General features: G+C 69.2%; 11 protein-coding genes. 4 read left to right on the top strand and 7 right to left on the bottom strand.

Annotated elements, in window-relative coordinates; translation table 11 throughout:
* Positions 1-11: 11 nt before the first annotated feature.
* From cobA to mqo, 6 genes are all read right to left on the bottom strand, one after another.
* Positions 12-1,217: a uroporphyrinogen-III C-methyltransferase gene (gene cobA / locus A5773_RS03990; RefSeq protein WP_067789556.1), complete on the bottom strand. Its 1,206-nt coding sequence runs from the start codon at positions 1,215-1,217 to the stop codon at positions 12-14.
* Between the two features lie 88 nt (positions 1,218-1,305).
* On the bottom strand, positions 1,306-2,700 hold the full coding sequence (locus tag A5773_RS03985; RefSeq protein ID WP_067789553.1) for a cobyrinate a,c-diamide synthase: 1,395 nt from the start codon (positions 2,698-2,700) through the stop codon (positions 1,306-1,308).
* Positions 2,697-3,311, bottom strand: a complete 615-nt coding sequence (gene cobO / locus A5773_RS03980) for a cob(I)yrinic acid a,c-diamide adenosyltransferase (protein WP_066946419.1) — start codon at positions 3,309-3,311, stop codon at positions 2,697-2,699. The genes A5773_RS03985 and cobO overlap by 4 nt, the downstream gene beginning before the upstream one ends.
* 15 nt (positions 3,312-3,326) lie before the next feature.
* Positions 3,327-5,162 (bottom strand): VWA domain-containing protein, encoded by a 1,836-nt coding sequence (locus A5773_RS03975; RefSeq protein WP_067789550.1) that lies wholly within the window; start codon positions 5,160-5,162, stop codon positions 3,327-3,329.
* Positions 5,159-5,683 carry a GNAT family N-acetyltransferase gene (locus tag A5773_RS03970; protein ID WP_066946413.1) on the bottom strand — a complete coding sequence of 175 codons (525 nt, stop codon included), beginning with the start codon at positions 5,681-5,683 and terminating at the stop codon, positions 5,159-5,161. Before A5773_RS03970 ends, A5773_RS03975 begins: the two co-directional genes overlap by 4 nt.
* Positions 5,680-7,182 carry a malate dehydrogenase (quinone) gene (mqo, locus tag A5773_RS03965; protein WP_082948081.1) on the bottom strand — a complete coding sequence of 501 codons (1,503 nt, stop codon included), beginning with the start codon at positions 7,180-7,182 and terminating at the stop codon, positions 5,680-5,682. The genes A5773_RS03970 and mqo overlap by 4 nt, the downstream gene beginning before the upstream one ends.
* 110 nt (positions 7,183-7,292) lie before the next feature.
* Here mqo and A5773_RS03960 point away from each other — a divergent pair, with 110 nt between their 5' ends.
* Positions 7,293-8,309, top strand: a complete 1,017-nt coding sequence (locus A5773_RS03960) for an alpha/beta hydrolase (RefSeq protein ID WP_067789547.1) — start codon at positions 7,293-7,295, stop codon at positions 8,307-8,309.
* 4 nt (positions 8,310-8,313) lie between these two features.
* The gene (mtr, locus tag A5773_RS03955) at positions 8,314-9,693 is read left to right on the top strand and encodes a mycothione reductase (protein WP_066946407.1); all 1,380 of its coding nucleotides are present in this window, start codon (positions 8,314-8,316) and stop codon (positions 9,691-9,693) included.
* A 57-nt stretch (positions 9,694-9,750) separates the two neighbouring features.
* On the opposite strand, the gene A5773_RS03950 is transcribed toward mtr, so the two are convergent.
* Positions 9,751-10,215 (bottom strand): Fur family transcriptional regulator, encoded by a 465-nt coding sequence (locus A5773_RS03950; protein WP_066946404.1) that lies wholly within the window; start codon positions 10,213-10,215, stop codon positions 9,751-9,753.
* A 169-nt stretch (positions 10,216-10,384) separates the two neighbouring features.
* Between A5773_RS03950 and A5773_RS03945 the strand changes: the two genes are divergently transcribed.
* Positions 10,385-11,500 carry a HoxN/HupN/NixA family nickel/cobalt transporter gene (locus A5773_RS03945; protein WP_067789543.1) on the top strand — a complete coding sequence of 372 codons (1,116 nt, stop codon included), beginning with the start codon at positions 10,385-10,387 and terminating at the stop codon, positions 11,498-11,500.
* An 85-nt stretch (positions 11,501-11,585) separates the two neighbouring features.
* Positions 11,586-11,921, top strand: coding sequence for a hydrogenase maturation nickel metallochaperone HypA (locus A5773_RS03940; protein WP_067789540.1), 336 nt, complete (start codon positions 11,586-11,588; stop codon positions 11,919-11,921).
* Positions 11,922-11,944 lie beyond the last annotated feature (23 nt).

The raw sequence follows: 11,944 nt of genomic DNA, 5'->3' as shown, positions 1-11,944 counted from the left end.
TTAAGATCCGTTTAAAGCCCGAAAGCCGCCACCGGCCCGATCACGATGATCGCGGGAGGTCGGATGCCTTCGGCTCGGATCTTTTCCGGCGTGTCGGCGAGAGTGGCCCGCAAAGTGTGCTGAGCCGCTGTCGTTCCATGTTGAACCACCAGGACCGGCGTTTCCGCAGGTCGGCCGCCCGCTATGAGTGCGTCGGCGAAAAGCTCGATGCGTTCGACGGCCATCAGCAAAACGATGGTGCCGGACAGCGCGGCCAGCGCATTCCAATTCACTAACGATTCGGGGTGACCGGGCGCCAGATGTCCGCTGACCACGACGAATTCGTGATTTATGGCCCGATGCGTGACCGGAACGCCGGCCAGGGCGGGCACTCCTATGGCGCTCGTCACACCCGGCACGACGGTGACCGGGATCCCGGCGTCGACGCACGCCTGCACTTCCTCGTAGCCGCGGGCGAAGACGAACGGGTCCCCGCCCTTGAGCCGGACGACGAACTTCCCGGACCGGGCGCGTTCGATCATGACGTCGTTGATCGCGTCCTGCGCCATCGCCCGCCCGTAGGGAATCTTGGCGGCGTCGATGACCTCCACGTGTGGCGGCAGCTCGGCCAAGAGTTCCGGCGGCGCCAGCCGGTCGGCGACCACCACGTCCGCGTGGGCCAGCAGCCGGCGCCCGCGCACGGTGATCAGTTCGGGGTCGCCGGGCCCGCCGCCGACGAGGGCCACCCCACCGCGCACGACGTCGGGGCTCACCGCGCTGTCCGGGGCGATGACCCCGGTCTGCAGCGCCTCCCGGATCGCCGAGCGGATGGCCGCGGACCGGCGGTGCTCGCCGCCCGCGAGCACCCCGACCGATAACCCTTCGTAGCTGAAGGACGCCGGGGTCACCGCGGTCCCTTCGACGGCGACGTCGGCGCGGACGCAGAAGAGGTGGCGGCGCTCGGCCTCCGCGACGATGGCCGCGTTCACCTGCGCGTCGTTGGTGGCGGCGATCGCGTACCAGGCCCCGTCGAGGTCACCGTCGCGGTATTCGCGCAGCGACAACGTGATTCCGGTCATCGCCTCGACCGACCTGGTGGCGCTGCGGGAGATGACGTGTACGTCCGCGCCGCTGGCGATGAGCAAGGGCAGCCGGCGCTGGGCAACCGAGCCACCGCCGACCACGACGACCTTCTTGCCGGCCAGGCGCAGTCCGGCGAGGTAGGCGTTCTCGGTCACCGGGCAAGCCTAGTGGCGACCGCGAGCGCGGCGGAAAACGCCGGGCGCTGCGGGTCGCCACCATCGGCCTAGTGGCGACCGCGAGCGCCTAGACGGAGGGCATGTTGGCGCCGCCCAGCCGGCGGGCGGCGTGCGCGACGAACCGCGCGACGGCTTGTGGCGCGGCAGCCGGATGGGTGTGCAGATACGAGGCGTGCACTCCGGCGTGCACGACGCCTTCGCGCACGGGATCCGCGTCGTTGCCCCGATAGGCCCAGGCCGGCTGGTAGCCGTCGCTGAATGCGATTGCGGTCCGGTGGAATTCATGCCCCACCACCCGTTGCCCGGCGGAATAGAGCGGCGAATCGGCCACGGCGACGGCGTCGCGATAGGCCAACGTCAAATTCGGCGTGAACCGCGCCGACCCGGCCAGCACTCCGCACATCGGGTAGCCGTCGAGTTCGGTGGCCAGATAAATCAGGCCCGCGCATTCGGCGTGTATCGGCGCGCCGGCGGCCGCCAGCTCGTTGATCTGCCGGCGCACGGCGTCGTTGGCCGAGAGCTCCGCGGTAAACTGTTCCGGGAAGCCGCCGGGCAGCAACACCGCGTCCGTGCCATCCGGCAACTCCTCAGCCAGCGGGTCGAATTCGACCACGTCGGCGCCGGCGGCCCGCAGCAGCTCGGCGTGCTCGGCATAGCCGAAGCTGAACGCCTTACCCGCCGCCATCGCCACTGTGGCGTGCCCTCCGGGCGTCTCCCCCACCGCGGACGCCGGGTCCCACGCCGTGCCGGTCCGGCTCGCGGCGACAGCGGCCACGGCCGCCACCGCCGCAAGGTCGACGTGACGGGCGACCAGGTCGGTCATCGCCTCGACCGCCAGCCGCGCCCGCCGCCCGTACTCCACCGCGGTGACCAGACCCAAATACCTTGTCGGGAGCTCTAATTCGGCGGTTCGTGGAATGGACCCCAGCACCGCGACACCGGCCTGCTCGCAGGCCTGCCGCAGCACGTGTTCGTGCCGGGCCGAACCGACCCGGTTGAGGATCACACCGCGGACCCGGGTCGCGGCATCGAACGTCGAAAAGCCATGCAGCAGTGCGGCGATGCTGTGGCTCTGGCCGCGCGCGTCGACCACCAGAATCACGGGCGCACCCAGCAGGCCGGCCACGTGCGCGGTGGAGCCTTCCGCGGGACCGGCCGCGGCGGGCCCGATCCGCCCGTCGAAGAGCCCCATCACCCCCTCGATCACCGCGATGTCCGCACCGCCCGAGCCGTGCGCGTACAGCGGGCCGACGAGGTTCTCGCCGACCAGAACCGGGTCCAGGTTGCGGCCGGGACGCCCGGCGGCCAGGCCGTGATAACCGGGGTCGATGAAGTCCGGGCCCACCTTGAACGGAGCGACGGCATGGCCCGCCCGCCGCAGCGCGCCGATCAAACCCGTTGCGACGGTTGTCTTTCCGCTGCCCGACGCCGGCGCGGCGACGACGACCGCGGGAACACTCACCACTCGATGCCCTTCTGCCCCTTGCGGCCCGCATCCATCGGGTGCTTGACCTTGGTCATCTCGGTGACCAGATCGGCGGCCTCGATCAACCGCCGCGGGGCATCGCGACCGGTGATGACCACGTGCTGGTGGCCCGGGCGTGCCAACAGCACGTCGACCACCTCGTCGACGTCCACCCACCCCCATTTCAGCGGGTAGGTGAACTCGTCGAGCACATAGAAGTCGTGGCGCTGATCGGCCAGCCGGCGCGAGATCTCCGCCCACCCGTCGGCCGCGGCCGCGGCGTGATCGAGTTCGCTGCCCGCCTTTCGCGACCACGACCAGCCCGCGCCCATCTTGTGCCATTCCACCGGCCCACCGATGTTGTGCTGTTGGTGCACCTGACCGAGTTGAGCGAAGGCGCTCTCCTCGCCCACCCTCCATTTGGCGCTCTTGACGAACTGGAAGACCGCTACGGAGAGCCCGACATTCCAGGCCCGCAACGCCATTCCGAATGCGGCGGTGGACTTCCCCTTGCCGGGGCCGGTGTGCACCGCCAGCACCGGGGTGTTGCGCCGGGCCCTGGTGCTGAGTCCATCCTCGGGGACCTGCAGTGGGCGGCCTTGTGGCATCGGCGGTTACCTTTCTCAGGCCGCGTTGCGCACGGCGCGCGTCAGAGAGTCCGCGTGTAGCTGCTCCAGGCGCACGGCCGGCGCGCCGAGGTGGCGGGCCAGTTGCTCGGCCAAACCCAGCCGCACATAGGAGGTTTCGCAGTCGACGACCACGGCGGCCACGCCCTCGGCCACCAACCGGGCGGCCGCGGCGCGACTGCGGCGCAACGGGTCGGTTCCGGCGGTGGCTCGGCCGTCGGTCAGCACCACCACCAGGGAACGCCGGGCCCGGTCGCGAGCCTTCTCCCGGACGATCAGTTCACGCGCGGCGAGCAGGCCCTCGGCGAGCGGAGTCTTGCCGCCGGTATCGAACCGGGCCAGCCGCCGGCCGGCGATGTGCGCCGACGATGTCGGCGGCAACAGCAGCCGTGCCTCCTGCTGGCGGAACGTGATCACGGCGACCTTGTCGCGGCGCTGGTAGGCGTCGCGCAGCAGCGACAGCGTCGCACCGCTCACCGCGGCCATCCGGTCGCGCGCGGCCATCGAGCCCGACGCGTCCACGACGAAGATGACCAGGTTGCCTTCACGCCCCTCCCGGATCGCCCGTCGCACGTCATCCGGCCCCGGGCGCAGGGGGCCCGACCCGGCGCGCTCGGCGGCCGACAGCAGGGTGGCGAACAGGTGCAGCCCGTGTGCGCCGGAACTCGTGTCGTTTCCGTCGGTCGCCGCGATCACGCTGCCGCTGGAGTTGCGGGCGCGCGATCGCCGCCCCGGCGCGCCCGCGCCGACCCCGGGCACCGTCAGCGCTCGGGCGCGGAAGGTCTTCGCTGGCGGCGCGCTGGGACGCGGTGGCCGCGGCTTCGACGGCGCCGATGAGTTCGGCTGCGTTGCAGGGTCTTCCGCGGCCCGACCGCCGCCCGGAGGGTCGGGCTCCGGCTCGCGGTCGTCATCGTCGGCTTGCGCCAGCGCCTCGTCGAGCTGGTCACGGTCGATGCCGGGGTCGTCGAACGGGTCGCGGCGGCGCCGATGCGGCAGCGCCAGCTCGGCGGCCACCCGGACGTCTTGCTCTTCGACCGACTTGGCCCCACGCCACGCGGCGTGCGCGGCGGCGGTGCGGGCCACCACCAGATCGGCCCGCATCCCATCGACGTCGAACGCCGCGCATACCGCAGCGATGCGCCGTAACTCGTTGTCCGGCAATACCACTTCGCCGACGAGCGCCCGCGCGGCGGCGATGCGCCGGGCCAGTTCGGCCTCGGCGTCGACGTAGCGCTCGGCGAATGCGTCCGGGTCGGCCTCGTAGGCCATGCGCTGTCGGACGACCTCCACCCGCACGTCGACGTCACGAGACGCGTGCACGTCGACGGTGAGGCCGAACCGGTCCAGCAGCTGCGGACGCAGTTCGCCCTCCTCGGGATTCATGGTGCCGATCAGCACGAACCGGGCCTCGTGCGAATGCGAGATGCCGTCGCGTTCGATGTGCACCCGGCCCATCGCCGCGGCGTCGAGCAGCACGTCCACCAGATGGTCGTGCAGCAGGTTGACTTCGTCGACGTACAGCACGCCGCCGTGCGCGCGCGCCAACAGTCCCGGCGAGAACGCGTGCTCGCCGTCGCGCAGCACCCGCTGTAGGTCCAGCGAGCCGATCACCCGGTCTTCGGTTGCGCCGAGCGGCATTTCGACAAGGCCGGCGCCCGCGTCACCGGTCGCCTCGGACAGCAACGCCGCCAGGCCGCGCACCGCCGTCGACTTGGCCGTGCCCTTCTCGCCCCGGATGAGCGCACCGCCGATCTCCGGCCGCACGGCGCACAGCAGCAGCGCCAGGCGCAGCTGGTCATGCCCGACGATCGCGCTGAACGGATACGGCTTCACGGTAGCTCCGTCAGGCCCGCGCCCGGCCCGCCCTGCGACGATGCGGTCGGGGTCTCCGCCTGAGGGGGCGGGCGTGGCGGCTTCAGCATCGGCACGTGCGGCACGCCGTCGTCGACGAAATCGTCACCGGCTCGGACGAACCCGTGCTGGGCGTACATGTCGGACAAGTAGGTCTGCGCGTCGATCCGGCACGGGTAGTCGCCGACCTCGGCCAGGGCGGCGCGCAGCAACCGGGTGGTGTGGCCCTGCCCGCGCGCGCTGCGTTTGGTGCACAACCGGCCGATCCGGAACGTCTTTCGGCCGCCGGCGTGCTCCTCCATCAACCGCAACGTGCAGATCACCTCGCCGTCGGGCGTCTCCAGCCAGAAGTGCCGCGTCTCGGCGAGCAGGTCGCGGCCGTCCAGCTCCGGGTACGGGCAGGCCTGCTCCACCACGAACACCTCCACCCGCAACTTGAGCAGCTCGTAAAGGGTCCGGGCGTCAAGGTCTTTCGCCCACGACCGACGCAACGCTTCACTCATGACCGAACCCCCGAATCGGACTTCAACCCCAACACCTCGGTACCCCAGGACCACACCTCGTCGTACAACGCCGGCTCACGGGACAGCTCCACCCCCAGCGACGGCACCATCTCTTTGAGCGTGGGCAGCCAGGATTGATAGCGGCCGGCGAAGCACCGCTGCAACACCTCGAGCATGGCCGACACTGCCGTCGATGCTCCCGGCGATGCTCCCAGCAGCCCGGCGATGCTGCCGTCGGCGGCGGCCAGCACGGTGGTGCTGAAGTCCAGCACGCCTCCCTTGCGCCCGTCCCGCCTGATCACCTGCACGCGCTGACCGGCCACGGTCAGCTCCCAGTCGGAACCCATTGCGCTGGGGGCGAATTCGCGCAGCGCGTGGATGCGATCCGGATCGGACAACCGCAGCTGGTGAATCAAGTAGTTGAGCAGTGTCAGCTGGGTGAGGCCAACCCCGAGCATGGACAGTGCGTTGTCCGGCTTCACCGAGCGGGGCAGGTCGCTGAGGCGGCCGTGTTTCAAGAACTTGGGTGACCAGCCGGCGTACGGCCCGAACACGAGCCAGGATTTGCCGTTGACGAATCGGAGGTCCAGATGCAGCGCGCCGAGCGGCGGGGCCCCCGGTGCCGGGACCCCGTACACCTTGGCCCGGTGCGCGGCGGTGAGCGCGGGATTGTCGGTGCGCAGAAACCGTCCGCCGATGGGGAACCCGGCGAAGCCCCTGACCTCGTGAATGCCGGCCTTCTGCAGCAACGGCAGCGCGCCGCCGCCGGCCCCGACGAAGACGAATTTGGCATTCAGCCGGCGTTTTTCACCGGTGCGCCGATTGCGGATCAGCAGCGTCCAGCTGCCGTCCGATTGCCGGGTCAGGTCGCGGACCTCGTGGCCGAACAACGCGGTGGCACCGCCCTGCACGCAGTGGCCGATGAGCTGTCTGGCCAGCGCACCGAAGTCGACGTCGGTGCCGTGGGGGGCCCAGTGGAGCGCGGTCGGTTCGGAGAAGTCGCGCCTGGCGCCCATGAACGGCAGCCGGCGGGCGAACTCCTGCGGGTCGTCGATGAATTCGGTGCCGGCGAACAGCGGGTTGGGAGCCAGGGCCCGCTGCCGTCGGCGCAAGAACTCGACGCGCTGCGCCCCGCGCACAAAGCTCACGTGCGGGAGCGGGTTGAGGAAACCGGTGTCGGTCAGGATCCCGTTCTCGGCGGCGTAGGCCCAGAATTGGCGGGTCACCTGGAACTGCTCGTTGATGCGCACCGCTTTGGTGATGTCGATCGAGCCGTCCGGATTCTGCGGGGTGTAGTTGAGCTCGCACAGCGCGGAGTGCCCGGTGCCGGCGTTGTTCCACGGACTGCTGCTTTCGGCGGCGACGGCGTCCAGGCGTTCGACGATGGTCATGGACCAGTCGGGTTGCAGCCGCCGCAGCAACGCACCCAGGGTTGCGCTCATGATGCCCGCGCCCACCAGCACGACGTCCGTCCGTGCGGTTCGGGCTAGCGATGACACCTGCTCCTGGTCCTTCCGTCGACTGTGCCGGTTCCCAGGCTATCCCGAGGCAAACCCGGCCCGGACGGCGTGCGCCTCCCTGTGGCCAGCAAAACCTCTAAGCTTGCCTCGTGACTGGCTGGGTGCCCGATGTCCTGCCCGGTTATTGGCAGCGCACCATCCCCCTTGGGCCCGACCCGGTCGGCGAGGGCGAGATTGTCGCGACGCTGATCCGGCGCGGTGAGCCCGCCGGACCCTCCGGTGCGGGTCACGCGGTGCTGGCCGTGCATGGCTACACCGACTACTTCTTCAACACGGCGCTGGCCGAGCACTTCGCCGACCGCGGCTTTGCCTTCTACGCGCTGGACCTGCAGAAATGCGGCCGGTCGCGCCGCGACGGCCAGACACCGCACTTCATCACCAACCTCGACGATTACGACGCCGAACTCGACTACGCCCTGGCGGTGATCCGCGAGCACCACCGACCCGCCAAGGTTTTGGTGTACGGCCATTCCTCCGGTGGGCTCATCGTGTCGTTATGGCTGGACCGGCTCCGCCGTCGCGACGCCGCAGCCCACGCCGGCATCGGCGGTTTAGTGCTCAACAGCCCGTTTTTGGACCTGCACGGCCCCGCGGTGCTGCGTCATTCGGTGACCTCGGCGCTGATCGCCGGCCTGTCCCGGGTGCGCTCCAGGAGGGTGGTCCGGACGCCCACCGAGGGCGGCTACGGCACCACCCTGCACCGCGACTACCACGGCGAGTTCGACTACAACCTGCAGTGGAAACCGGTGGGCGGCTTCCCGATCACGGTCGGATGGCTGCACGCCATCCGCCGCGGCCACGCCCGGCTGCACCGCGGGCTCGACGTCGGGGTGCCGAACCTCATCCTGCGCTCGGACCACACCGTGCGGGAAACCAGCGATGCGGCGTCCATGCAGTGCGGCGACGCGGTTCTCGACGTCACCCAAATTGCCAGGCGGGCCGGCTGCATCGGGAATCACAGCACCATCGTGCCGATCGGCGACGCCAAACACGACGTCTTCCTCTCGCTGCCGCAGCCTCGGCGGGCGGCCTACCGCCAGCTCGACCTCTGGCTGGACCGCTACCTCCACACCGACCGCACCGAGCCCTCTTCGAGGATGGGGTGAGGAGTTGGAGACCTATGACATCGCCATCATCGGAACCGGTTCGGGCAATACCCTTCTCGACGATCGGTTCGCCGGCAAGCGTGCGGCGCTGTGCGAGCACGGCACGTTCGGCGGCACCTGCCTGAACGTCGGATGCATCCCGACCAAGATGTTCGTCTACGCCGCCGAGGTCGCCACGACGATCCGGGACGCGGCACGCTTCGGTGTCGACGCGCACGTCGACCGGATCCGCTGGGACGACATCGTCTCGCGGATCTTCGGACGAATCGATCCGATCTCGATGAGCGGCGAGGACTACCGCCGCGCGTCACCCAGCGTCGACTTGTACGACCAGCACACCCGGTTCGGACCGGTTCAACCCGACGGGCGCTACCTGTTGCGCACGGACGGCGGTGACGAATTCACCGCCGATCAGGTGGTGATCGCGGCGGGGTCCCGCCCGGTCATCCCTCCCGCGATCCTCGACTGCGGCGTCGCCTATCACACCAGCGACACGATCATGCGGATCCCGGAATTGCCCGAGCACCTGGTGATCGTCGGGAGTGGCTTCGTGGCAGCGGAATTCGCCCATATCTTTTCCGCCCTCGGCGTCCGGGTGACATTGGTCATCCGCGGCAGCTCGATGCTGCGGCACTGTGACGACACCATCTGTAAACGCTTCACCCGCATCGTCGCGGCCAAATGGGAACTGCGCACGCACCGAAACGTCGTGGGCGGCACCAACAACGGCTCTGGCGTCGCGCTGCGGCTCGACGACGGGTCGACATTGGACGCCGACCTGCTGCTGGTCGCGACCGGGCGGGTGTCCAACGCCGACCTGCTGGACGCCGAACAGGCCGGTGTCGAGGTCGAGAGCGGCCGGGTGGTGGTCGACGAATACCAACGGACCTCGGCGCGTGGTGTTTTCGCCCTCGGCGACGTTTCGTCGCCATACCAGCTCAAGCACGTCGCCAACCACGAGGCCCGCGTCGTACAGCACAACCTGCACTGCAACTGGGACGACACCGAGTCGATGCTGATGACCAACCACCGCCATGTGCCGTCGGCGGTGTTCACCGACCCTCAGCTGGCATCCGTCGGCCTGACCGAAAACCAGGCCATCGCACAGGGATTCGAGGTCTCGGTCGCGATACACGACTACGGCGACGTCGCCTACGGCTGGGCCATGGAGGACACCACCGGGATAGTCAAGCTGATCGCCGAGCGCAGCAGCGGCCGCCTGCTGGGCGCGCACATCATGGGCCACCAGGCGTCGTCGATCATCCAACCGCTGATCCAGGCGATGAGCTTCGGGCTCACCGCCCACGAGATGGCCCGCGGCCAGTACTGGATTCATCCGGCGCTGCCCGAGGTGGTCGAGAACGCGCTACTCGACCTGGACTAGTGGCGATCGCAAGCGCGGCGAAGCCGGGCGAAGCGGATCGCCACCATTGGCGGAAGCTCAGCGCTTTTGACACTGCGGGCACAGGCCGCGCAGCGTCAGACCCGCTGCCTCGGACAGCGCGAACGAACTGCCCGCCATCGCGTGTTCGAGCGCCGAACTGAGCTGCCGGGCGGGCACCTCGATGATCGAGCCGCATTCGGTACATACGGCGTGGTGGTGTGGCGCGGTGGCCATCCCGTAGGTGGTGACACCGCCGTCGAGGGTCAACGGGTGCAGCACTCCCTGGCCGACCAGGGTGGTCACCGTGCGATAGATGGTCGCCACGTCGGGAGCGTGTGATCCGTGCGGCAGGCACGCCCGCACCCGCTTGTGGATCTCCGCCACCGGCAGGTGGCCGTCGACCGGCTCGAGCACCGCCAGCACCTGGATCCGCGAGGACATCCGCCGCAGCCCCCGGGCGCGCAGGAGATCGCCGATCCGTGCGGTGGCGGACGGGTCCAGTGCCGGCGGCTTGGGCGTCACCCGTTCAGTGTCGCGCCGCCGCGGTGGGCGCGCCAGTCTTCTGCCGAATTCGCCCCGCACCGGCCCCGGGATTCCTGCAACCCACTTGCATCTGCCTGACGACGGCACATACAGTCGTGCCGGTTGTTGCGTTCCATGCCCGATGCTCGAAGGACCCTGGAGGAACCCAGTGGTCAGTACTGAGTTCGGCCGGCGCCCGTCATGGACGACCAGGCTGCGCAGCGCCCTGACACCGGCGGAGTGGGGGCGGCTGACATCGATGTCGGCGATCATCGTCGCGCTGCACGTGGTCGGCTGGTTCACCCTGGTGGCTTTCGTCGCCCCGACGCAATTCAGCCTGGGGGGCAAGGCATTCGGGGTCGGCGTCGGGTTGACCGCCTACACCCTGGGAATGCGGCACGCCTTCGACGCCGACCACATCGCCGCCATCGACAACACCACCCGCAAGCTGATGAACGACGGGCAGCGGCCGCTCGCGGTCGGATTCTTCTTCTCGCTGGGGCATTCCACGGTGGTCTTCGCGCTGGCGGTGCTGCTGGCGTCCGGGGTCAAGACGATTGTGGGACCGGTCCGCGACGACTCCTCGAAGCTGCATCACTACACGGGACTGATCGGGACGGGCGTCTCCGGTGTATTCCTCTATTCGATCGCCGTCCTCAACGTCGTCGTGCTGGTGGGTATCCTGCGGGTGTTCGCGCGGGTGCGCCGCGGCGGATATGACCCGGACACGGACGGGGCCGAACTGGAACGGCAGTTGGACAATCGGGGGCTGATGAATCGAGTCCTCGGCCGCTTCACCAAGTCGGTCACCAAGTCGTGGCACTCCTACCCCGTCGGGCTGCTGTTCGGTCTCGGCTTCGATACCGCCACCGAGATCGCACTCCTGGTTCTGGCGGGCACCAGCGCGGCGGCCGGGTTGCCGTGGTACGCCATCCTGTGTCTGCCCGTGCTGTTCACCGCCGGCATGTGCCTCCTGGACACGATCGACGGCTCGTTCATGAACTTCGCCTACGGCTGGGCCTTTTCGAATCCGGTGCGCAAGATCTACTACAACATCACCATCACCGCGCTGTCGGTGGTCGTCGCGCTGCTGATCGGCAGCGTCGAGCTGCTCACGTTGTTCGCCGAGCAGTTCGGCTGGCGGGGCACGTTCTGGCGCTGGATCGGCGGGCTGGACCTGGGCGCCGTCGGCTATTTCATCGTCGGCGCGTTCGTCATCACCTGGGCGGTGGCGCTGCTCGTCTGGCGCTACGGGCGCCTCGAACAGAAGTGGACGCCGTCCTAACGCGAGCCCGGAGAGCGGCTGCGCATCCGGGGCCTTCGGTGTAGAACAGTGCTCATGAGCCTCGCTGCGGCCGGAGTGATCGGCGGTGCATGAACTGTCGCTGTGCGAAGCGATCGCCGGTGTGGTCAAGACACATGCCGACGGTCGGCACGTCGATGTGGTGCGCGTGCGGATCGGGGCGCTGCGTCAGGTGGTGCCCGAATCGCTCTCGTTCTGCTGGACGCTGGTGCGCGACGCCGAGAACATGCCGGAGGCCAAGCTGGAGCTCGAGTGCGTCGGCGCCGAGGTGAGCTGTCACGCCTGCGGCCGGCGATCGGAGATCACGTCGGCCTGGTCGATCTGGTGCCCGCGGTGCGACAGTTCCGACGTCGAGGTGCTGCACGGCAACGAATTCCTGGTGACGTCGCTGGACGTCTCGTGAAACGCGCTATCCCCGAACGGATT

The organism is Mycobacterium sp. 852014-52450_SCH5900713, assembly GCF_001667075.1.
Taxonomy (GTDB): domain Bacteria; phylum Actinomycetota; class Actinomycetes; order Mycobacteriales; family Mycobacteriaceae; genus Mycobacterium.
Note: the sequence above shows the minus strand (reverse complement) of the source record. Positions and strands in the feature narration are given on the sequence as shown.